Source organism: Desulfothermus naphthae (assembly GCF_054657475.1).
In genome coordinates this window covers 350585-377345 of sequence record NZ_BAAHYQ010000001.1, presented here as the reverse complement: position 1 = coordinate 377345, position 26761 = coordinate 350585, and the positions used below count along the sequence as shown (strand labels likewise).

Annotated in this window: 21 protein-coding genes; 8 read left to right on the top strand and 13 right to left on the bottom strand. The window is 32.9% G+C overall.

Annotated elements, in window-relative coordinates:
• Nucleotides 1-18 precede the first annotated feature (18 nt).
• From ACYQ1E_RS01770 to mnmG, 13 genes are all read right to left on the bottom strand, one after another.
• A complete protein-coding gene (locus tag ACYQ1E_RS01770; RefSeq protein ID WP_459874961.1) occupies nucleotides 19-339 on the bottom strand; it encodes a restriction endonuclease subunit S domain-containing protein in 321 nt (106 codons plus the stop codon).
• A gap of 212 nt (nucleotides 340-551) precedes the next feature.
• Complete coding sequence (locus tag ACYQ1E_RS01765) at nucleotides 552-1844, bottom strand: IS1380 family transposase (RefSeq protein WP_459874960.1); 1293 nt, start codon at nucleotides 1842-1844, stop codon at nucleotides 552-554.
• A gap of 94 nt (nucleotides 1845-1938) precedes the next feature.
• On the bottom strand, nucleotides 1939-5382 hold the full coding sequence (locus tag ACYQ1E_RS01760) for an Eco57I restriction-modification methylase domain-containing protein (protein ID WP_459874959.1): 3444 nt from the start codon (nucleotides 5380-5382) through the stop codon (nucleotides 1939-1941).
• A gap of 124 nt (nucleotides 5383-5506) precedes the next feature.
• On the bottom strand, nucleotides 5507-8854 hold the full coding sequence (locus tag ACYQ1E_RS01755; RefSeq protein ID WP_459874958.1) for a helicase-related protein: 3348 nt from the start codon (nucleotides 8852-8854) through the stop codon (nucleotides 5507-5509).
• Between the two features lie 250 nt (nucleotides 8855-9104).
• Nucleotides 9105-9581 carry a hypothetical protein gene (locus tag ACYQ1E_RS01750; protein WP_459874957.1) on the bottom strand — a complete coding sequence of 159 codons (477 nt, stop codon included), beginning with the start codon at nucleotides 9579-9581 and terminating at the stop codon, nucleotides 9105-9107.
• The gene (locus ACYQ1E_RS01745; RefSeq protein ID WP_459874956.1) at nucleotides 9556-10881 is read right to left on the bottom strand and encodes an AAA family ATPase; all 1326 of its coding nucleotides are present in this window, start codon (nucleotides 10879-10881) and stop codon (nucleotides 9556-9558) included. The genes ACYQ1E_RS01750 and ACYQ1E_RS01745 overlap by 26 nt, the downstream gene beginning before the upstream one ends.
• The gene (locus tag ACYQ1E_RS01740) at nucleotides 10871-11065 is read right to left on the bottom strand and encodes a hypothetical protein (RefSeq protein ID WP_459874955.1); all 195 of its coding nucleotides are present in this window, start codon (nucleotides 11063-11065) and stop codon (nucleotides 10871-10873) included. Before ACYQ1E_RS01740 ends, ACYQ1E_RS01745 begins: the two co-directional genes overlap by 11 nt.
• 73 nt (nucleotides 11066-11138) lie before the next feature.
• The gene (locus ACYQ1E_RS01735; protein ID WP_459874954.1) at nucleotides 11139-11273 is read right to left on the bottom strand and encodes a hypothetical protein; all 135 of its coding nucleotides are present in this window, start codon (nucleotides 11271-11273) and stop codon (nucleotides 11139-11141) included.
• Between the two features lie 244 nt (nucleotides 11274-11517).
• Nucleotides 11518-12528 carry an Rpn family recombination-promoting nuclease/putative transposase gene (locus tag ACYQ1E_RS01730; protein WP_459874953.1) on the bottom strand — a complete coding sequence of 337 codons (1011 nt, stop codon included), beginning with the start codon at nucleotides 12526-12528 and terminating at the stop codon, nucleotides 11518-11520.
• Between the two features lie 579 nt (nucleotides 12529-13107).
• Complete coding sequence (locus ACYQ1E_RS01725; protein WP_459874952.1) at nucleotides 13108-14400, bottom strand: IS1380 family transposase; 1293 nt, start codon at nucleotides 14398-14400, stop codon at nucleotides 13108-13110.
• Nucleotides 14401-14619: 219 nt separating this feature from the next.
• Nucleotides 14620-15492: a lectin-like domain-containing protein gene (locus ACYQ1E_RS01720; protein WP_459874951.1), complete on the bottom strand. Its 873-nt coding sequence runs from the start codon at nucleotides 15490-15492 to the stop codon at nucleotides 14620-14622.
• A gap of 551 nt (nucleotides 15493-16043) precedes the next feature.
• A complete protein-coding gene (rpsU, locus tag ACYQ1E_RS01715) occupies nucleotides 16044-16253 on the bottom strand; it encodes a 30S ribosomal protein S21 (protein WP_459874950.1) in 210 nt (69 codons plus the stop codon).
• A 19-nt stretch (nucleotides 16254-16272) separates the two neighbouring features.
• Nucleotides 16273-18135 carry a tRNA uridine-5-carboxymethylaminomethyl(34) synthesis enzyme MnmG gene (mnmG, locus tag ACYQ1E_RS01710; RefSeq protein ID WP_459874949.1) on the bottom strand — a complete coding sequence of 621 codons (1863 nt, stop codon included), beginning with the start codon at nucleotides 18133-18135 and terminating at the stop codon, nucleotides 16273-16275.
• Between the two features lie 134 nt (nucleotides 18136-18269).
• On the opposite strand from mnmG, the gene mnmL reads away from it, so the two are divergent.
• From mnmL to mpgS, 8 genes are all read left to right on the top strand, one after another.
• Nucleotides 18270-19190: a tRNA modification radical SAM protein MnmL/YtqA gene (mnmL, locus tag ACYQ1E_RS01705; RefSeq protein WP_459874948.1), complete on the top strand. Its 921-nt coding sequence runs from the start codon at nucleotides 18270-18272 to the stop codon at nucleotides 19188-19190.
• A gap of 4 nt (nucleotides 19191-19194) precedes the next feature.
• Nucleotides 19195-20073, top strand: a complete 879-nt coding sequence (locus ACYQ1E_RS01700; RefSeq protein ID WP_459874947.1) for a metal ABC transporter solute-binding protein, Zn/Mn family — start codon at nucleotides 19195-19197, stop codon at nucleotides 20071-20073.
• The gene (locus ACYQ1E_RS01695) at nucleotides 20074-20838 is read left to right on the top strand and encodes a metal ABC transporter ATP-binding protein (RefSeq protein WP_459874946.1); all 765 of its coding nucleotides are present in this window, start codon (nucleotides 20074-20076) and stop codon (nucleotides 20836-20838) included. It abuts the gene before it with no gap.
• Between the two features lie 2 nt (nucleotides 20839-20840).
• The gene (locus ACYQ1E_RS01690) at nucleotides 20841-21659 is read left to right on the top strand and encodes a metal ABC transporter permease (RefSeq protein ID WP_459874945.1); all 819 of its coding nucleotides are present in this window, start codon (nucleotides 20841-20843) and stop codon (nucleotides 21657-21659) included.
• 65 nt (nucleotides 21660-21724) lie between these two features.
• Nucleotides 21725-22690 carry a hypothetical protein gene (locus ACYQ1E_RS01685; protein WP_459874944.1) on the top strand — a complete coding sequence of 322 codons (966 nt, stop codon included), beginning with the start codon at nucleotides 21725-21727 and terminating at the stop codon, nucleotides 22688-22690.
• A gap of 335 nt (nucleotides 22691-23025) precedes the next feature.
• Entirely contained in the window at nucleotides 23026-23430 is a 405-nt protein-coding gene (locus ACYQ1E_RS01680; RefSeq protein WP_459874943.1) for a hypothetical protein, read from the top strand.
• A 461-nt stretch (nucleotides 23431-23891) separates the two neighbouring features.
• On the top strand, nucleotides 23892-25490 hold the full coding sequence (locus tag ACYQ1E_RS01675) for a clostripain-related cysteine peptidase (RefSeq protein ID WP_459874942.1): 1599 nt from the start codon (nucleotides 23892-23894) through the stop codon (nucleotides 25488-25490).
• Nucleotides 25491-25574: 84 nt separating this feature from the next.
• Complete coding sequence (gene mpgS / locus ACYQ1E_RS01670) at nucleotides 25575-26759, top strand: mannosyl-3-phosphoglycerate synthase (RefSeq protein WP_459874941.1); 1185 nt, start codon at nucleotides 25575-25577, stop codon at nucleotides 26757-26759.
• The last annotated feature ends 2 nt before the right edge of the window (nucleotides 26760-26761 follow it).

Here is a 26761-nt window from a genome sequence, read left to right as displayed (position 1 = left end):
GTTGCCTCCTTATTGTATTTATCCCATATACATTTTTTCTACTTTTTCGTCTAATTCTTTTTGGATTTGTTCAAGTTGTTTTTCTGCTTCTTCCTCAGTAATCTTTCCTTCAAATTTATGTTTTTGGATGTTGTAAGCACGATCAAATATTGCTTCAAATTCTTTTAATTGCTCTGTTGTAGGAATGATAATTGGAAACTCTTTTGCGTCACCAGTTGTTAGATGATGAGAAACATTTATAAATTCTATTCGATATTTTCCAAAAAATGTAGAATTCATTAAACAAACTAAATATTTATTACTTGCTTTTTTTGAAATAGTAGAACCTAAAATCTGCAATTACAGTTCAATCGTAAGCAACTGATTGTTCTGGACAGAGATACCTAGATATGGAGCTGTTATGTTAAAGGATATGTCTCCCTCATTGTGACTTGGAAGGCTTTTTCAGGTAGAAGCTGCGGTCAGTGGCACTCTTTACGGGTGTGTAAAGGCACACCACTGCACATGGACTTACGCAAAATCCTATTTTGGAGGATACTCTCAAAAAAAGATTAAGCAAATTGTAATGACCGGATGGAATTTTCTATCTTTATCCAACGTTCTTTGAAAAAATAATCCCTCGATAATCGAAGGAACCATTGTCGTCCCGCATGCATCAGCCGAGCTGGAACATGGATTAGAAACATGCGGATTGTGTTGGGCTCTTCTCTAAAACCATCTTCATCGTTGAGCCACATCATCCAAACCAGTAGATTGTAAGCCAGAATACAGGTCTGGAATATGGCGGAGTTGGCCCAAAAATCCTGTGTCAAAATGCTTCCAGAGGCCATCTGTCCCTTACACCACTCAATCCAGTTTTCACTGGCCCCCCGTTGGCAATAATACCTGTGGACGTCCCAGGGACTCAGGTTCATATTTGTTACATAACAAAAATAATCATACTCAGTCTTTGTAACGCTGAAAAAAAAGCAACTAAATTTGCTCTCTATTACTTGACGTACGGCCACAAACCGGCGGGGGTGCTTCCACCTTTCACATTTGTATGTGAATTCGGTCTTCTCATAGCCAGGTCTATTTTTAACCTTGTGCCATTTCTGAGTTTCTAAAAGCTGAGTGAGTCCTCGCATCTTAACCTTGATTAAGTACAAAGCATGAGCCTCTTCTAAGTAGTCTAAAAGTTCTCCATTAAAAAAGGCGGAATCTGCACGTACAATAATTTTCCAGACTCTCCTTGGAAGCTTGGCAAAGCACTCTTGCATAAACTCTACACAACCATTGGCTGAATAAGCATCTCCGGCTCTAAACCAGTTGTGAAGACATTCCCGCGTCTCAGCAATAAAGCAAAGTAGCGGATGATATCCCCTTTGTCCTGGCTTCTTGGGGTTGTAACCCTTCTCGGCACCTTCCTGTTTCCCATACACCCCACGCACTGTAGAGTCCAAATCTAAAGTGATGCGGCTAAACCATTTTTTACCCCAAACCTTTTTGCGCACTTTTGTTTCTACATCGGAGAGCTCATTGCAATGTCGGGGATTAAACAACTTAAAAACCCGATTTATGGTAGTATAGTCAGGAAACCTTTCCCATTTAAAAAGCGACCTCAATGCTAAATCAGATTTTAGGATAAATACATGGCTCATATGCTTAGCCCCGGCTAACACTGCCATCATCAAAATCATGATAATGTCGGAAACCTTATACTGTGCGGTAGCTCCCCGCTTAATAGTAATGTGTTGCTCAAGCATCTTGGGAAGCTTCAGTTTGTCAGCAAACAGGCCCAGCAATACCAGTCCGGCGTTGCCCGTAAGATTTTTTTCAGTGAACTTAACATGGAATCTACGCATAGAATCAGTGCCTCCTTCATACTTCCTATTTGAAACACTTTATACCATTAATTCACTATATTGTCAAGCTAAACATTATCTTATGATGCAAATTTTAGGTAGAAATAAAAGTCATTGCTTCAGTTGAATGTACAGACTTTTCTTTTAGTCTACATTTAATTTTTTCATCCGATAAGACATTATTCCAGCAAAATCCTTCCCGAAAATAAAATTGCTGATTTCTAACCACCGGCATACCTATTCCTTTCTTGCCTGAATTTTCTTTTAAAAATTTCACATTTTCTTTATTCCAATCTATATAATAAGGAGTCGGAGCATACCAGCGGTTACCTTCTTTGTCTCCTTTGTCATAAGGGACAAAAGTTCGTTCTCCTTCTATTCCGTTAAACTTTTCATCCTCGGTTAATTTATCTACATTTGCAATTTCATCTTTACTTACAATTCTATAAAGCCAGCCCTGTCCAAAAATATCTCTCCCATATTTTTCTTTAAGGGTATCAAATAATTCCCTTATTTCTTTTTCTGATAAGCTGTCTAAAAAGGATTTAACTTCCTGTTTGCTCTTTAAATGATTTAACTCTTTAGGTCTTTTGTTTTGAATAAAACGCCACGATTTTTTTGGTCTTTCTTTTCTTACCTTTTCAGCCCATTTGGTGTCTTCTAATACCCCTATATACTTTCCATTATTCCCAGTTGCTAATCCTTGTCCGCCTTCAGTAATAAGCCCAAGTAATGTAATATCTCCAGGTTTCAAAGATTTCCGGTACTCTTCCAATTCTTTTTTATACTTTTCAATATTTTTACTAGTGCTTATTTTATCCCACCACTTATCAAGCAGCTCTTTTACTTTTTTTCCAAATTTTTTATAAATTTGCATGTTATATGAAGTTGGTACAAAAAAGACTAAATTAGGAGCTTCTTTAAAAACTTTTTGTTTTACTTTATATTTTTCTGGATTTTTTAAATCCTTTTTACCATCTAAAAAAGTAATTATGTATTCTTCTCCAGGTATTTCTTTTTGTACAATTATCACACAAGTATCCACCATTGATGATTCAAAAGGATTAGAAGTATCAAAAATAAGGATAATTTTGTTCTTAAGTAATAATTCCCTCAAATTTCTTTTAGTTTGAATTGTCCAAAAAGTTTTAGATGTAATGTATGTAAGTATTCCTTTTTCTTTCAATAATTCTATCCCTTTGAAATAAAAATGATTATAGCTATCATCTGCAAAACTGTAATATTGTACTAAAGTTGTTTTAAATTTTTTATCTATTCCTTTTGTAGAAATATACGGCGGATTTCCAATCACAATATCAAATCCATCCTCCACCCCAAACATCCACTCTGGGTCAAACCAATCAGCAGTGGCAGTTTGATCAAAGATGTCAAATGAGGCTATTTTACCAGCTGATTTATGAGGCAAACCCATTTCAGGGAGACGATCTTTTAACTCCAATCTTATTTTCTTAGCTTTATTTTGAAGTCTAATTTTTTCTGTACGTGTTTTTATTTGAAATAATCTTTTATATAGCTTTTTTAATTCTTTTTTAAGAAAAGTGGTCTTATCTTCAAGTCCAGGAACAGTGTATGTTCTCTTTTTCAGGAACTTTCCTGATTTTTTTGGTGGATGAACGATAGTCCTTGGCTGTTCTAATCCTATCAAAGTATTTGCAGCTACAAATTTTGTCTCAAGATGGGGGAGGGGCTTAATACCGTAATTTTTCTCTTTAGGTTTAATTTTTTGATCTATAAGCAAGGACAGAAAAAATCTGAGTTTGCAAATCTGAATTGCTATGGGTTGAATATCTACGCCAAAAATTGAATTTTCAATGAGATAAAGTTTCCTTGCATAATCTGGATAATTAATTGTATCGTCAAAGTTATCATTAATTTCTTTTAAAAGTTTTTCTCTTTCCTCTTTGTCTTTTATCTTTAAAATTTCTTCAACTTCATGAAGTGCCTTTTTATACTGAAGCTCATGCCAGAGCTTGTTTTTAGGATCAATCTTGCTTAATACATGCACCAATTTATGGAGCACCCCCATAGGGAAGGCACCAGAACCCACCGAAGGATCAATAATTTTCAGGTTGGCTATCACATTTACAAGTCTTTCTTTTTCCTGAAGAGAAAGATCTGTTCTCTCTTCATAGGAAAAAAGATTTCTGAGTTTTTGCTCCTCTATGCCTGTTTTGGTTTTCAGGCATTCAACAAGGGATTCTTCTACCATAAAATCTACAATTTCTTTTGGAGTATAATAAGAGCCAGTGGCTTTACGAGCAGTGGAAGAAGTTTCAGGATTATAGCAGGCAAGTAGATTTTCAAAAATATGACCTAAGAGTTCAGGATCAAGAGATACTTCCACATCAATAGGACTGTTTTCATCTGCAGTAAAATTGTAATTTTTAAGAATATCTATAAGTCCTCTGACTTTTCTTTGTTTTCTATCATTATAAAAATGGGATAAGTCTTTTTGTTTTTCTTCTGAAAAAAACAAAAAATCAGGGAGCTTAGCCCTTATTTCTTCTCTTCTGGAAAAACCGTCTATTGCCTGTTCGCCTCTATCATCTTTATCAAGGCACTCAAAAAGACCGCCATTTATAAAAGGCACTTTTTCAAAAATTTTTATAAATTCTGTGTCAGGTATTAAAAGAAATTTCTCATATCTAAACAGATTTTTAACTCCATAATTTGTTCTGTTTTTAAGGTAACCTTCATCTTTTGCAAAAGCTCTTTCCGTGGAATCTTTATTAAGAGTTGCAAAAAAAAGATTTTGAAGGATTACATTGTAATAATAGTCACCTTGACCAAAATTTTTTACAATGTTTTTTAGTTTTTCAGGATCAAAGATTTCCTCTGGAATCAGTTTTTCCTTTTCTTTCCTCTCTTTTAAAAACCAAACAAAAATAAGTCTGGTGAGAAGCCTAATGAGATTTTCTTCATTAGTTCCTTCTGGAAACCACGCATGTTTTAATGCCCAGGCGTACCAGTTTTGAATTTCAGTATAAAACTCTTTGGTGAGAGGTTGGGTGCTGAAAGCAGATTTGATGTCTTCAATAGTGTCAAACTTAGCTTCAAAAAGAGCCTTTCTAAAGGTTCGATATGGTTTTTCTCTGGAAATATAGTAGGTAAATCTTGTATATCCTTTTTCTGGATATTTTCGTTTAACACCAGAATAACTAGAAAAAATAAAAGAAAATCTGAAATTACCCTCTTTATCATAAAAAACAAAAAAACCAGCATCTACAAAACTCTCTTCTAATATCCTTTTCCCAAGCTCAAATTGCCTTTTTTTGCTGGTTCTTTCTGTAAGCTCCTTTTCAATCAAAATGGTATAAACACCAACATAAGAATCATCCAACAATCTTAAATCGCCAACCTTTTTGATCTCAACAAAAAAATCATCCTCAAATTGGGGAAGGTAGTCTGGATTTTGTTCCCATCTGTCTCCAGCCTTAAGATAAAAAATCTCCTGCAATGTCTCTGGATTAAAATTTTTTACTAGATTTTCTATTGTATCTTCTAGGATTGAGTTCACAAATCAAACTCCTTTATAATTTTTTGTTGCCAAGATTATTTAATTTCAAAAAATAAATCAAAACATTTTTTATAATTCTCTCGGAAATTTTAAAACTGCTTTATCTTTTTCAAATAAAAGTCAACTAATTAATCTTACAATTTTCTATAGCGATAATAATTTCTTCATCTTCTGATTTTGTTATAGATTGCACTTTATCAAGAAAGTCTTCTCCTAATTCAGTTTTAAGTTCTTGTATCTCATTAGCAAGTTTAGTAATATTATTTAAATTTTTCTCCCATGATACAATTTTAGAAATTGTGTATTCAGACAGGGTACTAAAACTTCTTAAATCCTCTATTAAATCTGATATAAATCTTCTATGAGGAACTAAAGTTTTGTCATCTATCTTTAAAATATTTTGCAGAAGATTATATGCTTTGTTTCTCAATTTTCTACCGGTTTTTATATAATCTTTTGAAAAATGTTTGTCTAATATAAGATTATAACTTTTCCAGAAGTTTTCACTTAATTCAACTCGTGGAGCATGAGGATCTGTTTTAATATTTTCATATACTTTTTCAAAGGTTGTGATACGTGGGAGTTTTTCATTATATGGATGATGGGCTACGAATATATCATCTTGTTTTTTAATAAAAACTAATAATTCATTCTCTTGGCCATGTTTTGCCACTTTTATCCTGCAGGGAATATCCTGCAACTCTTTTTGAATTTCAGGATATGTATCTAATATAGTATCAAGTTCTTTTTTTATTTTAGAATAAAAACTTTCTTCTGTATCTTCTACAAATTTATTAAGTCTGCGGTAAAGCTCAGAGGCCTGAGGCTCTTCAGAAGGATCAAATATTTTTGCATCTTCACCAAGCACATTGTGAATCATAAACATTTTGTTTTGTGCAATCTCCTTTGACCTTACTATGTCTGCACCTGTTTCTGTTGGGAAGAAATTGACTATGTATATATCATCATAGATTTTTTTGCCTATACGATTGATTCTGCCCACTCTCTGGATGACCCGAACTGGATTCCACGGTATATCGTAATTGATTACAACACCTGCTCGATTGAGATTAAAACCCTCTGAGAGCTTATCTGTTGTGAGTAGGATATCATATTTGTTTTCCTGTTCTAAGTATTGTCCATCAAAATTTTTATAAATTGCAGAAATGGTATTTTTGGTTAAATTGCCAAATGCACTGAGGACACGGTTTCCAAATTTTGCTTCCAGAATAGGTTTTAAGTGATATGCAGTGTCCACATATTCAGTAAAAATTACAACTTTTCTCTTTTCCTTTAAAAAATTTTTTATGCCCCTAATTAAACAATCTGCTTTTGGGTCATTTTTGTCCAGCCCAAGCTCATTTATCTTTGCATCCAGGTTTTCAAAGAGCTTAATGTCCCTTTTTAGATGTTCAAAAAACAAATCCCGGTCTTTAAATTTTTCTATATCATAGACCTTATAAAATCTGGAATTAACCTTTTCACTCTTGAGTGTTTCTTCGTATTCTTTGAGGCGATCTAAAATAGGATCTTCATCCTCGGTTACTAATTCTTCCATAAGTTTTCTATCTAAAATAAATTTATTGGTCTTTTTAGCAAATTCAAAGGCAACCATGTGAAGTTCTTTAAAACGGGTTACACTTTTTTTAAAAGCGCCAAAACTGCTTTCAAATCTTTTTACAAGTAGTCTTCTCATAAAATCATATAAATTTCTCTGATACACTAAAATAAAATTTTCTTCAGGACTCAGTTTGGTATCATCCAGATCTGAAAATTGTTGTAAATGGCCTTTTTCATATCTTGCAGGGAAATAAATTGCGCCAGTAAATTGTTTTGAGGAATTTCCTTCAAAAGGTGCAAAAATTTCTATTACTTCATCATAAAACTCTAATTGTTCTTTAGTTAATTCAAAGAACCATTCTACAGGGTCTTTTATGTGAGGAAGAGAGATTGTTTCAGGATAGTATTTTAGGTCAAGCCTGTTTCGTCTTATAACTACGGGCTCAATAATAGTTCTAATTTCATGGGCAAGTTCCTGAGTCCTTTTCTGCACTTTATTTAAATCAATTTTGTTTTCATAAAAAATCTCCTTGTAATAACGCTGAGCTCTTTTTCTTTTTTTCTGATCAGAGGAGTAACCATAGTTTTTTATATATCCCAGTTTACTAAAAAGGGATTCATATTGTCTAAAACGACTTTCAAGGTCTTCATCAAGCACAATAGTTGATTTTTTAGGGATAGTAAAAAGTTTTAATAAAGAATAGATATCTCTTGGACGATTGTTAAATGGAGTAGCTGTAAGGAGAATAACCTGTTTACCACGACAAATTTCTTTAAGATAGTGATAACCTGCTGTGTTTTCATTTCTAAAGCGATGGGCTTCATCTATTATAATAACCTCAATATCATCTGTTTTTCGGACAAATTTCAGCGCATCCTCCAATTTCCCAATGGATCTGACTTCCCACTCATAAAGCTTAAAATCTTCTAAGTATTTTTTCCACCCTGATTCTTTATTTTCATCCCCTACAAGATGGGGAGGACATAAAACCAATCCTCTTTTTCCAAGAGCTTTGGCAGTAAGACAGGCAATAACTGTTTTTCCAAGACCTACTACATCAGCAAATAGAACTCCATTATGGATAGATAAAGTAGCCAGTGCCTGGGACACTGCTTCCAATTGATATGTATAAGGATAATAGCCTTTGTCTTTCATTAAACTTTTTATTTCATAAAGGGGGGTAGGGGAACGATGAAGATCCACATAAGTTTTCAAAAGATACACATAAGCAGTATAAGGGGTTATCTCTTTGAGTATGGTTTCCTCTTTAATTAAGTGTATTATTTCCTGAACATCTCCTTTTTCAAAGGATATGGCCTGTGTCCATAATCGATCAAAATAGGCCTCTGCTTCTTTAAAGCCATAGTCTTTAATTTCCACATTAAATTCTTGCTGGGATTTAAGTCCAGCCTTGGTTAAATTGCTACTACCTGTGATAAAAAGAGAGGGAATTACTTTGTGTAGGTTATTGTTTAACTTAAAAAGATATAATTTAGCATGGTTTGGTTCCTTGGTCTTTTTTATAATCAATTTTTCCTCTTCAAGTAATTTTATAAAAAATTTTGCCTGCTCATAAAAATCTTCATTGTCTATTTCTTTAGAAGTAAGGGCCTTTTTAATGGAATAGAAAAATTCCTTTTTTACTCTTTCTACTGAAAACAATTTTGAAGTCTTTGCATATTCATATATTCCATGGATAGATTTATCTACATTTAATCCCACTAAGATTTTTATGTGGCCTTTTTTTAAAGAATTTTTCTCTTCAAGCTCTTTAATGGGAATGTAAAACTCTTCTATGCCAGAAAAATAAAAAAATCCCACTAAAAATTTTAACTCGTCACTGAGCTCAATTATGGTGGTTAAACGCTTTTTTAGAGATTTTTCTGAACTATTGGTTATAAAAGTACTCATTTAGTTCTCCTCTTTATCTCCAATATACTCTTAAGGGGCGTAAATGGTATAATTGAGACCCAATTTTAGTACCTCAACTTATTTTTTAATCTTTTACTATCTATTGCCCTCAGCTGAAAAATTAATAACTAACGTCTTAGCCAGGTTCTCAAAACAATCCTTTTTTAGTATTTACGTTTCCCTTTGTTATATGTCCTTCTTCAGCGTGAAGCAGAACATTACCTATAGGCCACAATTTTCAAAGTTTTTATTAGCCAGGTTTTCTAATTTCTTTTAATAAATCACCTGGTCTAATAGCTCTATATTTTTTATGCTTCCCGTGAGAAGATCCTTTAATTACATTGAAAAATTTAAATTTTTTAATTTGAATATCTAGTTTCTCAAATAAAATACAGGCTCCCTGTTCCTTTTTTGTTAATTCAGATTCTTTATGTGGACCTAAATCTACTATAAAAAATTTGGTCAATATATTTCCATTATTATAAATTGCATATAGTAAGAGCAAATCTGGAATAGCTATACCTTTATCTAACGCAACAAATTGTTTTAAACATTTTAAATGATTTTTATCAATGTCTATATTAATTATTAATAATATTTCTTCATCTGTAAGATCCCTTTCTTCAAAAGAAATAGTGATACCACTTTCTTTAATGCTATTTTCTTTTATTAGACATTGAAGTAAACGGTAAATTCCTATATCACTGCTCTTTTTCAAGAATTTCATCTTTTAGTTCCCCAAGAATTTCCAATATTTCCCATAAGGATTCTGAAATTTGCGAAAAAGTCGTCCAATCAATATCCACTTCTAAAGTTTCTTGAGAAATTTTTTTGATATCTTCTATACGACCATCATTTTGGAAAAAATAAGTTGAGAGGTGAGCAGGATCTATTAAGGCTTCTTCAGGCACGTCAAAAGGAGATGTCTCAAGAATTTTTTTAAACTTTTCTTCTAATGAAGAATTACCTATTTTCTTTATTTTTTCCCTGATTTGATGTGCCCAGGCAAGGAAATTGAAGGTATCAAGAATATAGGGACTATGAGTAGTTAATAAAACTCGTAGTCCAAGATTAACAGCCATAGCAATGGCTATAGCCAGAATTACCTGCGCTTCAGGATGGAGATGCATCTCTGGTTCGTCTATTACTAAAAAGGCTCCCTTTTGGGATATTTTTAAAAATTTTTCCAGAGGTAGCAAAGCCTTAACACCAGAGCTTGCACCAGATATTTCTACATTACCTTGCCCATAATCAAACCAGAAGTTCTCATTTTGAATTAAAATTTTTCCTTTTAATAATTTTTTTTCTAATAGAGAAATTACTTTTTCATATACCTTGGTTGTTTTTTTCCTTTCTATTAATAAAAGAAAAGAGAGAAAATCTTCAAATATTTTAGGAAAGCTAACGTCTTCTAATACAGAGGAAAGCATTCTTTCCAACTCTATATCAAGAATATTTTTATCAATTCCTAAAGGTTCTTTTTGCCGTATTTTAGATACTTGCAATTTTCTAAAAATTTCTCTTATTCTATCTTTTATGACGAACCACTGTTTATAAAAAAGGAATGCCGTTCTTTCTGCTGGAATTACAAGGTGTTGTAAAGGAAGTCCCAAAAGCTTGGCAAAAGCTCTACAAAATGGAACCTGAAAATTTATATATTTTATTTCTTCTTCTATATTTTGATTGGATATTTCATTTTCAAGAAAGTATTTTTCTTGGTCCAATATAGATATATACAAAAATTCTTCCTCTTTGACTAAAGACGCCGTATATTCAAGCTTTCCTACAATAAACCTTCCTACTTCAAAGGAAGGGGACCCAATTCCAAGGCTTTCTTTAACTTTAACTTCTTTTAATATTTCTGGCTGGAATCCTATTATTTTTATTATAGGCGTTGAATTTTCTATAGCAAAATATTGTTCCCAAAATGTAGGAATTAAATAATCTTTGATTTGTTTTTGCCAGGCTTTTATCCATTTCTTTTTTATAGTTTCAAAGCTCAGTCTTATTTTTCCCTTATAGAACAATTCTTTTATTTTTTTTTTCCTCTAAACCAAAATTAAAAGGAATGGTGGTCAAAATGCCATGTATCAGATATGCAGTATAAGTCTTTCCAGTATTATTGGGACCAATAAATACCGTAAGAGGACGCCAGATAACCTGAGAATCCTTAACAGGTCCTAATTGTTTGATATCAAGTATTAGTTCCATTATAATCTCCCTTAAAAAAATTATAAATCTCTTACTTTAAACATCCTTTTTAAAAATTCTTCTTCAATGAGCCTTACTTTCCATTTTTGGTCTTCACCACATTTGATGCCCATTTTTCAGTTGAAACTAAAATTGCAAGTGAGGATTCAGGAATTTTGGTCAAGAAAAATAAAGAATATGCCCCCTCCCATGGAGAACAAAAAATCATGCTTCTGACCTTTTAACAGAATTTTAGAAGAGAACATTATTAACCCTTCAAGTACTTTTCGCATATTAAAAGTTTATATCTTAAAGATTTCTGAGGCAATCCTCAAGCATTGATAGATGTTGTAGCTGGATTATTCACCTGGCACCTTTTTGTTAGTAATAGGAAGTGGACTATATCTGCCGTCCCCTCTAGCTTGAAATGGAAATTTTATTCTGTTCACTGTTCATTCTATAAAACCTTGCTCTTATAATTTAAGTTGTTTTAATTTCTCCTCAAATTCCTGTATGGAGTCTACTCTAATAGCGAGTTTAAGCAGACTTTTTAAAACCTCTCTGTTAACTATTCCCTTAATTTTAACAGACAAATCTGGTTTAATAAGTCCAAACCTCTCCATCAAGGCCTCAAGAACCATTTCTTGAGCATCTAAGACCATGCCTTTAATCATCCCTTGCTGTTCTCCTTGTTTCCGTCCTTCTATTCGGCCTTGTTCTATCCATTTTTCTGCAAGAGTTGGCATAATATTAGCCTCCTTTCCTATTTGTTTTATTGCTTCTGTTATATCTTTTTCTTCTATTTTATCACTAGCACTCGCTATGTAACGTAAAAGTGTTTCTAAATATTGAAGAGGTGTATTGCTCTCACTAAGTTCTTTAAAAAGACTAAAAATTCCTTTTAGATGTTTGCCTGGTTCAGGTGTTGTAAGATATTTTAGTGCCATTAAAGTGGCTTTTAATATCACTCTCCCCTTGATCTCTTCATCTGATAGAGTAGACAAGTCATAAAGTAAGTAATTAAACTCAGGTATATATTTATTTAGCTCCTTTTCTATCTCTCCAAAAAGATATGAAAAATTTGTTTTTATCGTCCATCTCCTATATCCATTATAAATCACAAGAGGAATAATAACTGGAAGTATAGACTCATGGCTCTGTTTAAGATAAAGGTCCCAGATCTTCACCATATAACGCAAAAGTTGTAGACCAGTAAATCTTTCGGGAGTGCTTTTGTGCTCAAAAAGCAAATAAATAAAACCAGGCCTGGAGCTTAGCTGAACTTCATACAAAAGATCCGAAAAATGTTCTTTTAAATCTTCATCTACAAAGGAATCCTTGACCATGGTAAGGGAATCAAAATCAATTAATCTGCAAATATCTTGGGGCAGATAATTCTTTAAGAAATCTTCAGCCTGTTCTTTATGAGAAAAGACTTCCTTAACAAAGGTATCATGGGGATTTTGAATATACTTTTTGTCCATAAATTTTTTGTTAAAACACCTTTGAAAAGATGGCAAGGGGAGTTTTGTTTGATCTTCTTACCTGAGATGGAAATTTTTCTGTTCACTGTTCACTCTTTATTTGCTTGACACTTTTTCGCTTTTCAATTTCATCCATTTTTTGATCTGTCTAAAAGATTTTTTAAGGAACGTTTATTTTTTGCCTGGCGCCATTTCACGTTTTTTAAAAGAGCATATTATTTTTACAAAAAAATCTTAAAATAATTCAGTGTTCTCTATTAATTTTTCATTATTTGCCTGGGACCTTCTTATTTTTTTAGTATCATTAGTTTTCCTCCAAAATCCTTCTGATCTTGTGTGGGAAATAAATATACCTAAAATCTGCAATTACAGTTCAATCGTAAGCAACTGATTGTTCTGGACAGAGATACCTAGATATGGAGCTGTTATGTTAAAGGATATGTCTCCCTCATTGTGACTTGGAAGGCTTTTTCAGGTAGAAGCTGCGGTCAGTGGCACTCTTTACGGGTGTGTAAAGGCACACCACTGCACATGGACTTACGCAAAATCCTATTTTGGAGGATACTCTCAAAAAAAAGATTAAGCAAATTGTAATGACCGGATGGAATTTTCTATCTTTATCCAACGTTCTTTGAAAAAATAATCCCTCGATAATCGAAGGAACCATTGTCGTCCCGCATGCATCAGCCGAGCTGGAACATGGATTAGAAACATGCGGATTGTGTTGGGCTCTTCTCTAAAACCATCTTCATCGTTGAGCCACATCATCCAAACCAGTAGATTGTAAGCCAGAATACAGGTCTGGAATATGGCGGAGTTGGCCCAAAAATCCTGTGTCAAAATGCTTCCAGAGGCCATCTGTCCCTTACACCACTCAATCCAGTTTTCACTGGCCCCCCGTTGGCAATAATACCTGTGGACGTCCCAGGGACTCAGGTTCATATTTGTTACATAACAAAAATAATCATACTCAGTCTTTGTAACGCTGAAAAAAAAGCAACTAAATTTGCTCTCTATTACTTGACGTACGGCCACAAACCGGCGGGGGTGCTTCCACCTTTCACATTTGTATGTGAATTCGGTCTTCTCATAGCCAGGTCTATTTTTAACCTTGTGCCATTTCTGAGCTTCTAAAAGCTGAGTGAGTCCTCGCATCTTAACCTTGATTAAGTACAAAGCATGAGCCTCTTCTAAGTAGTCTAAAAGTTCTCCATTAAAAAAGGCGGAATCTGCACGTACAATAATTTTCCAGACTCTCCTTGGAAGCTTGGCAAAGCACTCTTGCATAAACTCTACACAACCATTGGCTGAATAAGCATCTCCGGCTCTAAACCAGTTGTGAAGACATTCCCGCGTCTCAGCAATAAAGCAAAGTAGCGAATGATATCCCCTTTGTCCTGGCTTCTTGGGGTTGTAACCCTTCTCGGCACCTTCCTGTTTCCCATACACCCCACGCACTGTAGAGTCCAAATCTAAAGTGATGCGGCTAAACCATTTTTTACCCCAAACCTTTTTGCGCACTTTTGTTTCTACATCGGAGAGTTCATTGCAATGTCGGGGATTAAACAACTTAAAAACCCGATTTATGGTAGTATAGTCAGGAAACCTTTCCCATTTAAAAAGCGACCTCAATGCTAAATCAGATCTTAGGATAAATACATGGCTCATATGCTTAGCCCCGGCTAACACTGCCATCATCAAAATCATGATAATGTCGGAAACCTTATACTGTGCGGTAGCTCCCCGCTTAATAGTAATGTGTTGCTCAAGCATCTTGGGAAGCTTCAGTTTGTCAGCAAACAGGCCCAGCAATACCAGTCCTGCGTTGCCTGTAAGATTTTTTTCAGTGAATTTAACATGAAATCTACGCATAAAATCAGTGCCTCCTAATACTTCGTATTAGAAACACTTTATACCATTAATTCACCATCTTATCAAGTAAAATATTGCTTTATGTTGCAAATTTTAGGTAATATATATTTTTCACTTCAAAATATTTCATTTTTTCAAGAATTATAAATGTGTGTATCTATTTTTATTATGAAACAAATTTCATATTTAAATGAAAAATCTTTCATTTCCCCTTAAGCCTTAAAACTTAAGGGGAGAAGTATTATTATTTTTCATTCTTTTTCTAATGCCTATTACCCCTATTAGTCCACTTCCTATTAATAGTAATGTACATGGCTCAGGCACATTATTTATAGGACTATAATTATCTACAAAAATCCACTCCCTAATATCATGCCATCCCATACTATCACCTGTGCCCGATGTAAAACCCACATACGCTACATTTGTACCAAATATTGTACCAAGATCTACTAAATAAGACAAATCAGGATCATTAGGACGTGTATTTTCTTGAGAGATTCTTACTTCTAATGTATCAGTGGTTCCGTTGTAATCTATCCATGTGTACCATATTTGCCCGTTGTTAAAGTCTGGAAATATATTTTTTGTAGCTTTAGATTGAATATTACCATTTAAATCAATTCCAATGTGATTTCCATTAGGATCTTTCCAATAATTGTAATATGTATCATATTCAATTGCAAGGCTATTCTGTATTCCTCCATATCCAAGTGAGCCTCCACCTCCTCCAACATTGGCACTATTAGTTTGAATAGTAAAAGTTAACCCATCAGCTCCTTTTTCTATCCAACTATACTTACGTGCACTATGAGTTATTTGAAATGAAAAAAATGTACTAAATGAATAATCGCTACTAATGGTAATTGAATTTGTTAGAAAAGCACTTCCTCTTTGATCATAATTATTAGTAAGTCTTAATACATATGCCCCATTAAAATATACAGGATTACTAATTGAACCAGTGGCACCATTTAAAGTAAATTGGGATAAGTCTTGAAAATCATTATAATTTATTGTTAATGCGTTAATATTATTAGATAAACCCAAAGAAAATATCACGCCCCAAAAAATCATTAAAAATTTTTTCATGGCATCCTCCTACTATGAATTATGTTATTTTTATAAATTTTTTTTCTTATAGCAAAAAATATACCTTAATATAGACTTATTAATAAAAAAAAGAAAAGGGGGAATATCTTGCTCCCAAAAAAGTTGGACACGTTTTAAAAGAAACAGCGAAAGGTGCCAGGCGAATAATACTCTATTCCTCTACTTTTTCTTCGGTTTTTTCTAATTTATGAATTTCTTTAATAAGCTCTGAAAGCTTATTTTTTATTGTTTTCTCTTTTGATTTAAGGAGAGTCAGTTTATCTTTTATAAATTCATCTATTAAACTAAGTTGTTGTATGCTTGTTTTAGTGATTTCGCTTAAGTCTTTTTGTCCATAGTATTTAACAAACTAAAGTTCCGAAAACTGCATGTTGGTTTGTGTTATTGTGAGTTGGTAGTGTAACTGGTTTGTTTTAGTGGTATAGGAATTTAAAATGTAACTGAATGGCGGCCAAAAAAAGAGTAATCATACCTTAACAGGATCCTGCAAAAGATATTGCAGGATCCTTAATTTTTTTATCTCAAATCTCCTAGATGAGTCCCTTTTGTTGAAGCCTTTTCATCCTTCTGAGAAGTCTTTTTTGAGCCATTTGAGCCTTTCTCTTTCTTCTTTCACTGGGTTTTTCATAAAAAGACCTCTTTTTTAACTCAGAATAAATGCCTTCCTGTTCGGTCTTTGCCTTGAATTTTTTCAGGGCTACCTCAAAGTTGTCAAATTCATCTAAAAAAATTTCTGCCATGATCCTATCCCTCCTTATTCTAATTTAATTGTTTTTTTAGATATATTCTGAGGATGGAGAGGGCTGCTGGAGTCATACCTGAAATCCTGGATGCTTGCGACAAATTTGTTGGCTGGAATTTTGTGAGTTTTTCCTTAATTTCATTTGATAGACCTGGAATTTCATAATAATTTATCCCTTCAGGGATTTTTATGTATTCAAGTTCTCTAAATTTTCTTATCTCGGATTCCTGTCTTTTTAAATATCCCTCGTATTTACACTCTATTTCTACCTCCTCAATTACCCGTGGATGAAGCTTTTTAGGCGGAGGGGATATTTTGTTAATTATAGAGTAGTCTACCTCTGGCCTTTTTAATATTTTGTCTAAAGGCGTAGGACTGGCTATTGGAGATGTTCCAATAGATTTTAAGGTCTCATTTATTTCAGGAACAGGATATACCCTCTGCCTCTTTAATCTCTTTATCTCATCCTGGATTTGTTTTTTTCTCTCTAAAAGGTCTTTATAAGTATCTTTAGAATGCAATCCCAGTTTATATCCAAATTCCAACAACCTTAAATCTGCGTTGTCTTCTCTTAAAATAAGCCTGTATTCTGCCCTGGAAGTCAACATTCTATATGGTTCACTTACCCCTTTTAACACCAGATCATCTACAAGCACTCCTATATATGCCTGGGACCTGTCTAAGACAAATGGTGGTCTTTTCTGCACATAAAGGGCTGCATTGATCCCTGCTAACAGGCCCTGGGCAGCTGCCTCTTCATATCCTGATGTGCCATTTATCTGGCCAGCTAAAAATAGACCCTTTATTAGTTTGGTCTCTAAAGTATGTCTTAATTGGGTAGGTTGAACAAAGTCATATTCTATTGCATAGGCACACCGCATTATCTCAGCCTCTTCTAGACCTGGAATAGATCTTATTAATTTTTCTTGAATTTCATAAGGAAGGGAATTTCCTGTGCCACTTGCATAGATCTCTTCTGTATCTAAACCTTCTGGTTCTAAGATTATATTATGCGCCTCTTTGTCGGGAAATTTCATTATCTTGTCTTCTAAAGAAGGGCAATATCTTGCAGACACCCCTTTTATTGAGCCATTGTATAGAGGAGACAGATGAATATTATCTTTAATTATTTGGTGACACTTTTTTGATGTCTTGCCAAAATAACAGGGAACTGGATTAAAATCTATTTTTTCAGTAAACAGAGAAAAAGGATAGGGATTTTCATCTCCCAGTTGTTTTTCAAAACAGGAAAAATCTATTGATCTCCTATGGATCCTTGCAGGAGTCCCTGTCTTCATCCTGCCAAGCTCAAAGCCAATATCCTTTAATTGCTCTGCAAGTTTAATAGATGGAAATTCCCCAGCCCTTCCAGCTGGGATTTTAGTTGGGCCAATGTGTATTAGGCCGTGTAAAAATGTTCCTGTTGCAAGAACCACTGCCTTTGCAAGGTAGGTTACACCAATTTCATCTACAATTCCGCATAGCTTACCATCTTCTATTAAAAGGGATTCAACTCGTGCCTGTTTTAGTTCTAGATTTTCTGTCTTTTCCACTACATGTTTCATATATGTGCGATATCTTATCTTGTCATTTTGGGTTCTCGTGCCTCTTACTGCAGGACCTTTTCTTGTGTTTAGTCTTTTAAATTGAAGGGCGGTTCTATCTGCAATCTTTGCCATTTCCCCGCCAAGTGCATCTATCTCCCGCACTAAGTGCCCTTTGGCAATTCCACCAATAGAAGGTGAGCAGGGCATATGGGCAACTGTGTCAAGATATATTGAGATGAGCAGAGTAGAGCACCCCATCCTGGCTGATGCCAGTGCAGCTTCACAACCAGCATGTCCAGCACCAACAACTATTACATCGTAACTTGAACTCATATTGGTTGACCCTTTGAACTTTTGTGTCTATTTTTAATCCTTAGCAGATACAGTAAACTTTTATAATAATTTAAAGAGAACTTGTCCAGATTTTGACAATTATAAGAATTTTAAAAAATTAGGGAACATATAAATTGACACGAAAAAGAATTTACGACTTTAATACCTATTTGCGAAATATTTTTGGATGCAGGGTGCAAAAGATCACTATAGATGCAAATTTGACATGCCCAAACAGGGATGGGACTAAGGGCTATGGAGGATGTATTTATTGTAACAAAAGGGGATCTGGCACAGGGCTGGGGGAAAAATTGTCTGTATCTGAGCAAATTGAGCGGGCTAAGAGTTATTTGAAAAAAAGATATAAGGCAAAAAAATTTTTGGCTTATTTCCAATCCTACTCAAATACCTATGGACCTATTGAAAAATTAAAGAAATTATATATGGAAGCCCTATCCATAGAAGATATTGTTGGAATTTGTATTGGAACCAGGCCTGATTGTGTAGAAGATGAGGTGTTAGATTATCTTAAAGATGTCAGTAAAAACTATCTGGTGTGGCTGGAATATGGTCTTCAATCTGCACAAAATAAGACCCTTGAGATAATAAATAGAGGCCATAGTGTAGAAGACTTTCTGGATGCTGTTAATCGAACTAGAAAGCGAGGGCTCAATATATGTGTCCATGTTATTTTGGGTTTGCCCTACGAGACAAGGGATGAGATGCTGGAAACTGCAAAATTTTTGGCTAAACTGGATATACAGGGTATAAAGATTCACTTACTTTATATTATAAAGGATACTCCCCTGGAAAAAATGTATATGCAAGGGAAGTATAGGCCTCTTACAAGGGAAGAATATGTAGAAATTGTATCACATTTTATTTCTTATTTGCCAGATTCACTTGTTATTCAAAGAATCACAGGAGATCCACATAAAAATGAATTAGTGGCACCAATGTGGGCACTGGAAAAACAAAAAAATGTTAATGCTATATTTGATTTTATGGAAAAAAATGAATTGTATCAGGGTAAATTTTTTAAAAGTAAAGGATAGTGTTATGAAAAAAATATGTTATTTTTTTTGTTTTTTTGTATTTATTTCTAATGTTTGCTATGCAAAGATAAATTGCATTGTAAGTATACTACCTGTTAAATTTTTTGTTGATAAAATTGGAAGAGAATATGTTAATGCACACGTATTAATCCCTCCTGGAACAAATCCAACAACATATGATCCAAAACCAAAAGATATTATATATATAAAAAAGTCTGAGGTTTATTTTAACATAGGAGTTCCTTTTGAGAAAATATGGACCAAAAAAATTAAAAATATGAATCCCAATTTAAAGATTATAGAACTTTATAAAGATGTAAAAAGAATACCAATGGCTAATAGATATAAGGATACTAAATTTAATAAAATATACACATCAAAAGATTTTTTAGATCCACATATATGGCTCTCTCCAACATATGTTAGATTTATTTTACTTGAAATTAGAGATTTTTTTATTCAAAAGGATAGGAAAAATAAAAATTATTATCTCCACAATTATTTTGACTTTATAAAACAAATAGATAAGCTAGAGAGCGATTTAATAGTTCTATTTAGCAACGTAAAGACGAGATATTTTTTGGTGTTTCATCCTTCATGGGGATATTTTGCAAGGGATTTTGGTCTAATACAGGTGCCAATTGAATTAGAGGGAAAAGAGCCTTCTTTTAGGGAGATATTATCTCTGATCTCTTTTGCAAGGAAGAAACAAATAAAAGTGGTATTTGTACAACCTCAATTTTCAAAGAGAATTGCAAAGATTATAGCATCAAAAATAAATGGTAGGATAGAAGAAATAGACCCACTTGCCTATAACTGGATAGATAATTTAAGGACTGTGGGTATAAAGATATCTGAAAGTTTAATCAGAGGGACAAAATAGATGGATAAAAATGTAATAGTTGAACTTAAAAACGTATATTATACCTATGGTGGTGATTGGGCATTAGAAAATATTAACCTTTCAATACATCATGGAGATTTTTTAGCTATTTTTGGTCCAAATGGTGGAGGAAAGACCACTCTATTAAAATTGATACTTGGCTTACTTAAGCCAAATAAGGGAAAGATTTTATATAATTTTAAAAAAAAGGGCAGACCAATTGGGTACCTTCCTCAGACCCAATTTAAGGAGGATTTTCCAATAAAGGTAATTGATCTGGTTTTAATGGGGTTGATTACAAAAAAAAGCTGGGGTTTTTGGTTTTCTAAAAGAGAAAAACAAAAGGCTGAAGAGGTGCTGGATATAGTTGATATGTTAAAATACAAAAATTATCCAATTAAAGATCTATCAGGTGGACAATTGCAAAGGGTTTATCTTGCAAGGGCGCTTGTATCAGACCCAGAGCTTTTAATATTAGATGAACCTACTTCAAATATAGATCCCAAGGCAAAGTTTTGCCTCTATGATTTTTTAGAAAAATTAAATTCAGACATAACCCTTGTTATGGTAAGCCATGATTTGAGCCTCAGCGTGACAAAAATAAATAAAATTGCATGTGTCAACAAAAGGTTGATTATGTCTCCAGTTGTTGGTTTTAATCAGGAGATGCTCTCTTTAATCATTGGTGAACATTTAAATCATTCTTGTCCTGTGGCTCCTTATTATATGGAAGGAGAATTGCCTGTGCTCACAAAAAAGGAGTGACTATGTCCCTAGCAACAATAGAACTACTAAAAAATGCACTAATTATTTCTATTTTAACAAGTATTGTATGTGGAATTGTTGGGACCTTGGTCTATTCTAACAGGCTTACCTTTATGGCTGGGGGAATAGCCCATGCTGCCTATGGAGGCATAGGACTTGGAATTTTTTTAAATAAAAATATCCTGGCAACTCTATTGATATTTACCCTAGGTATGTCCTTAATTATGGCCCTTCTCACAAATAAACAGAGAGAAAAATCAGACAGTGTTATTGGTCTTCTATGGACAGGCGGTATGGCTTTTGGAATAATACTGCTTGACCTAACCCCTGGATATCATGGCGATATAATGAGCTATTTATTTGGAAGCATATTAATTGTATCTAATAAAAATATTTTATTTATGTTTTTCCTCACAATTTTGACACTGCTTATTGTATTATTAAATTATCATAAATTTGAGGCCATATCATTTGATTATGAATTTGCAGCAACTAGAGGAATTAATGTGTCTCTACTTTATTTAATGATGATTATACTTATCGCAATCGCAGTAGTTATACTTATACAAGTTGTAGGTATTATCTTGGTTATAGCACTTTTGTCTATACCACCATATTTATCTTCATATTCAGCAAAGACCATGAAATCAATGATGTTAATGTCCTTTTTATTGAGTTTGATTTCCTGTATTTTGGGTATGATACTATCTTTTAGTTTAAACTTATCATCTGGTGCATCAATTATTGCAGTAGCAGTCCTATTGGGATTTGTATATATGACTTTAAAAAAGATATTTACGAAAATCTCTTATGGAAAATAAAATAAATATTGAAATTGGTTTTTATAGAGACTTGAACCCTTTGATTAAGGAGGATACACAAGGACATGGCTTCTAAAAAATTTGTAATATATTCTTTTCTTTTATTTTGTCTATTATGGATGATAATTTTAATGGCAGATATTATTTTTATCATGCATGGTAAAAGTATTTGCCCGACTAATGCATGTAAAGTTGCAGAAACATACGTAATTGGTGGGAAGAATATATTTCAAATAGCTGGAATCATTTTTTTAGCCTCTTTATTTATATTATTTTTTATTTATATTAAAAAAAATCTAATTATATTTAAAAATCTTTTGTATTTATCTATTTTATCTGCATTGTCCTTTGATGGAGTATTAATAGGTTATTTATATAAAATGCACACTTTTTGTATTTTGTGTATTGCATTTGCTTTTTCTCTTGTTTTAATACTTACATTATTTTCTATTTATGTAAATAAAAAGAATTTTATATTGTTTGGATTGGGTATCTGGATATCCAGTTTTATTGCTTTAAATCTTTTAAAATTTGATATAACTACAATTAAACCTCCTGACCTGAGTTCCAGCGTAATGGTCCATGTTAAAGCAAAAAATAGACCGGATTATCGTGCTGATTTGTTTGTTAGTTTACATTGCATTCACTGTTTAGACGTGATATATAACTTAGCCAAGCAAAAGACCTTTAATAATATTGAATGGAGGATTCACTTTTTAGGAAGCTCAAAGGGGGATATAATTAGGATTTCTCATATATTGAAGGACCCTAATTTAATAAAAGATCCCTTTGGAACCATAATAAAATTCATTTTAGCAAAGAAAATAAAAGAGATTGAGCCATTAGAAGAAGTTAAAAGAAAGCTTGATGAGTCAAGGAAATATTTTGTTTATCAAGGATTTGGAGGAATACCTTTGCTTATTGTAAAAAGTGGTTGGTACGAAATCAAAGTTGTGGGAGATAAACAAATTGGAAAATTTTTATTAGAAAAAGGATTGGTTGATAAATGGTATTTGATACAGAGAAAATAGGGTGCATGCTCCTCCTCCGCAATTTTTGGTGAGTTTGTGGAGTTAGTATTTAAGGGGTAACACAAAAAAATGATATTTATTTTTTGCAAAGTATGGGAAAAAGGACGATATTGAAGGTTTAGGGAAAAATTGTATTAAAGTTTAAATAATTCCTTAGAGAGGTAATAGTTTTAGCACCTGAGCCAGTAAGGAATTCAGATTGGGACAGACAAGCAGGATTGTGAGATAAATGCAGGCAAAAGGATAGACGAGATCATCCGAAATTAGGGATTATAAGAGTTGGGAGATAGTCTTTATTCAAAGCAGCCATTTATTGGGGAGCTTAAAGTAAAAATATGAGTTATATTCTAGTAGCCAAGCTGAAGGATCATAAGTTGTTGATAGAATGGGTATCGAAACAAAAGAGAATGGGGAATGTTCCGAGAGTGGAATATAAGGATAAGAAAGGACGTAAGCATGTATATGAATGGATAAATGATGTACAATTAAATGGCTTTGATACAACTTTGGTAAATTATTTTGAATATAAGATTATAGGAGAAGAGAAAATTAATTATCGCAATAGTTGGATAACAGATATATCCCTTAGTAGAGATAATATAGAGCATTTAGTAAGGGGTGGAAGATCTAGATGGAAGATAGAGAATGAGACGTTTAATACATTAAAGAATCAAGGTTATCACTTAGAACATAATTTTGGTCATGGTAAGAAGAATTTATCAATAATTTTTTTCTTTTAAATCTATTAGCATTTTTTGTACATCAGATATTAGAATTAACAGATCTATTATATCAGAAATGTAGAGAGAAATTTAGTTCACGGAAGGAATACTGGAATCATTTGCGGGTGACATTTCGGATTTTGGTATTTGAGAGTTGGGAGGAATATCTGAACTTTTTTTACTCTCCCCCATAGTAAAAAGTGTTTTGAGAGAATATTTTTTGAATTTATGGAAATAAGTTTGAGGGAGTAGTGCGTCCAAAAAGAGATTATAAGAGGATATTTTACCAAAGAGAAGTGGTATTTTATATCAAATTTTCTTAAATTTTTAATAGAGGGTAGTTTTTTGAATCTGAAAGAAGGAGATAAAACATCTAAAATGATCTAATTTGTCCCTCACCGAGAATTGGTGATTGCTGTATTATGTGTTTGCTTTTTGAAAAGAAATAACTTATTCCTAATATAGGAGTTTATAAATCCATGATCAAAATTTGGTGGTCATTTTTTAAAACAGCCTCTTTTATAACTATTTTTTTTACATTTTCTTGTAGTGGTGGAGGTAGTGGTGGAAATAGTAGTGGAGACTATAATAAGATATCATCCACTATTACTATCTCAAAATATAATGTAACTCCTTATATTATTTCAAAATCAAATCCTCAATCTATACAATTTACTTGGGAAGTTTTAAGGGATGATGATATAAATAGTGAATATTATATGGATATATATATTTCCACGGATGAGAGCATAGATGATAATGATGTTTTATTAGCACAGATTAATACGAAAAACGCCAATGGTAATTTTACTTTAGAGACTCAAACTCATTCATATGAAGAATTATTGGATTTATATTGCGGACAATATTATATTATTTTCTATGCACACAATGATAGTGGAAATTTTAATAAAAAATATATTCCTAATTTTATCTTGAAATCAAAATGGAGTGTTATAATATATATGGATGGAGATAATAGCCTTTCTCATGAGGTCAGAGATGATTTAAATGATATAAGTAGAGTGGGTTCCACAAATGATGTTAGTATAATAGTTCAAGTAGATACAAAGTCAGACACTGTAAAAAGATATTTTATAAAGCCTGATGAATTGGAATTATTAAGTGATCTTGGAGAGCTAAATATGGCAGATCCCAATACGTTAAGTGATTTTTTATGTTGGTCTACAGACAAATATATGGCTGATCATTATCTTGTAATCTTGTGGGATCATGGAAAGGGCTTTAAAAGAAAATCTATAATTAGGCGAAACATTTTTTGGGATGAAACATCTAATAGCACTTCTATGAGTATTCCAGAGCTGGCTAACTCCCTGATATCGTTACAAGAAAAAATTAACAAGAAAATTGATATCATAGGATTTGATGCATGCTTAATGAATATGCTAGAGATTGTATATGAGATTAAAGATAGTAGTGATTTTGTTGTAGGTTCTGAAAATACTGAACCATTTGAGGGATGGCCTTATGAAGATATATTAAAATATCTTATAGAAAATGTTGACACAATTAATAGTCGAGATCTATCTAAAAAAATAGTAGAACTTTATATTAATTATTATAACTCATCAGACGAGGCGACACTTTCAACTATTGATACATCGCAAATAGATGTTTTAAAAGATAGAGTAAATGAACTTGCAGTTAATTTAATAGAAGGTTTAAAAAATGATACTAATGGAATACTTAAAAATTCTCTTAAAACTGCCATATTAAACAATGTCCAGCGATTTGATGATGGATATTCATATGGTATAAATAGGTATGATGACTCTTATGTAGACCTCTATCATTTATGTTATTTAATAAAATCGAATCTTTCAACATATAAAAATTGTGCACTTAATGTAATAGATGCTTTAACAAGCGTTATTATTTTTTCTCAGAATACCGGCGGTAGCGTTTCTAATGCCCATGGATTGAGTATTTGGCTTCCTGATCCCATTATATATTCGTTATCAGATTGGAAATATTATCAACAGCAATATAATGAACTTCTATTTGCCCTTGATACACAGTGGGATGAGTTTTTAACCATTTTATGGAAACTTAAATAGACTACTTATATTATTAATGCAAAATATATTATACTTTTAATGTTTAAATAAATTTATTTATAATTTAGTAGGGGGATTAATATAATGAGAATAGAAACATTTAGGTATACAGAAAGACTGGGAGCTGTGCTTTTAAGAGACGTTCAAAAAATTATTGAGCTTGATTCTGGTCTAGAAGATCAAGACGCAGAGGAAGCAAGGGGTGTTTTAAAAATCAGTGAGGCTATTATTCATGAGATGGAGAAACAGATGGCTATTGTTATTCCAACAAAAAATGAGAAACTCAGGTTATTTGAAAATTGCATAAGCGGGGTACCACACGAATCTTTAAAAATTATTGTATCAAATAGTGACATAAGTCCAATAAATAGATTCGAACTTGAAAAAGAAACTTTGCAACAATTTTGTGAGTTTTCCAAAAGACGAGCAGTAATAATACATCAAAAGGATCCAATTATATGCAGGGCCCTCCAGGAAGCAGGATATGATGATTTATTGGATGAGGAAGGCATAGTCCGAGATGGCAAAGCCGAGGGAATGATAATTGGTATTTTACTAACAAAATTTTTTAATAAAAACTATTTGGGATTTATAGATGCAGATAATTATTTTCCAGGCACTGTCCTGGAATATGCAAGGGCATATGCAGCAGGTCTTCGCATTGCCAAATATGAACAATGTATGGTGAGAATACTTTGGAGATATAAGCCAAAAATACATGAACAAGGACTCTATTTTAAAAAATGGGGTAGAGTATCAGAAATAACAAATAGGTGTTTAAATTCGCTTATATCCTTTGTAAGTGGATTTGAAACAGATGTAATAAAGACAGGAAATGCAGGAGAACATGCAATGGCACTCAGTCTGGCTGAATCTATCCCTTATGCTTCTGGATATGCAATCGAACCACAGGAACTCTTATCATTATTTGAAGAATATGGAGATATTCCCCATTTAGGCAACCATAAAAACGGCTTTAAAGGCATTGAAATTCTACAAATTGAGACTAGAAACCCCCATTTACATGAAAATAAGGGACAGGAACACATAAACAACATGCTGCTGGCATCTTTAGGGGCAATATATCACAGCGATGTCTGTCCAGAAGAGACCAAAAATTTAATATTAGAAGAGCTTCAAAAACAAGGACTATTAAAACTTGGAGAAGAACCCCCAAGACCTAAGCTCATTAAAGCACCAAGGGAAATTGATTTTGAAAAATTTAAGGAAAATATAGGAGAAAACATAGATAAATTTATTATAAAATAATT

Excerpts from the sequence above, each read along its gene's own strand:
- ACYQ1E_RS01765 (WP_459874960.1), bottom strand. The coding sequence starts at position 1,844 with ATGCGTAGATTCCATGTTAAGTTCACTGAAAAAAATCTTACGGGCAAC.
- ACYQ1E_RS01755 (WP_459874958.1), bottom strand. The coding sequence starts at position 8,854 with ATGAGTACTTTTATAACCAATAGTTCAGAAAAATCTCTAAAAAAGCGT.
- ACYQ1E_RS01750 (WP_459874957.1), bottom strand. The coding sequence starts at position 9,581 with ATGAAATTCTTGAAAAAGAGCAGTGATATAGGAATTTACCGTTTACTT.
- ACYQ1E_RS01740 (WP_459874955.1), bottom strand. The coding sequence starts at position 11,065 with ATGGAACTAATACTTGATATCAAACAATTAGGACCTGTTAAGGATTCT.
- ACYQ1E_RS01735 (WP_459874954.1), bottom strand. The coding sequence starts at position 11,273 with ATGATTTTTTGTTCTCCATGGGAGGGGGCATATTCTTTATTTTTCTTG.
- ACYQ1E_RS01730 (WP_459874953.1), bottom strand. The coding sequence starts at position 12,528 with ATGGACAAAAAGTATATTCAAAATCCCCATGATACCTTTGTTAAGGAA.
- ACYQ1E_RS01725 (WP_459874952.1), bottom strand. The coding sequence starts at position 14,400 with ATGCGTAGATTTCATGTTAAATTCACTGAAAAAAATCTTACAGGCAAC.
- ACYQ1E_RS01720 (WP_459874951.1), bottom strand. The coding sequence starts at position 15,492 with ATGAAAAAATTTTTAATGATTTTTTGGGGCGTGATATTTTCTTTGGGT.
- rpsU (WP_459874950.1), bottom strand. The coding sequence starts at position 16,253 with ATGGCAGAAATTTTTTTAGATGAATTTGACAACTTTGAGGTAGCCCTG.
- mnmG (WP_459874949.1), bottom strand. The coding sequence starts at position 18,135 with ATGAGTTCAAGTTACGATGTAATAGTTGTTGGTGCTGGACATGCTGGT.
- ACYQ1E_RS01700 (WP_459874947.1), top strand. The coding sequence starts at position 19,195 with ATGAAAAAAATATGTTATTTTTTTTGTTTTTTTGTATTTATTTCTAAT.
- ACYQ1E_RS01695 (WP_459874946.1), top strand. The coding sequence starts at position 20,074 with ATGGATAAAAATGTAATAGTTGAACTTAAAAACGTATATTATACCTAT.
- ACYQ1E_RS01690 (WP_459874945.1), top strand. The coding sequence starts at position 20,841 with ATGTCCCTAGCAACAATAGAACTACTAAAAAATGCACTAATTATTTCT.
- ACYQ1E_RS01685 (WP_459874944.1), top strand. The coding sequence starts at position 21,725 with ATGGCTTCTAAAAAATTTGTAATATATTCTTTTCTTTTATTTTGTCTA.
- ACYQ1E_RS01680 (WP_459874943.1), top strand. The coding sequence starts at position 23,026 with ATGAGTTATATTCTAGTAGCCAAGCTGAAGGATCATAAGTTGTTGATA.
- ACYQ1E_RS01675 (WP_459874942.1), top strand. The coding sequence starts at position 23,892 with ATGATCAAAATTTGGTGGTCATTTTTTAAAACAGCCTCTTTTATAACT.
- mpgS (WP_459874941.1), top strand. The coding sequence starts at position 25,575 with ATGAGAATAGAAACATTTAGGTATACAGAAAGACTGGGAGCTGTGCTT.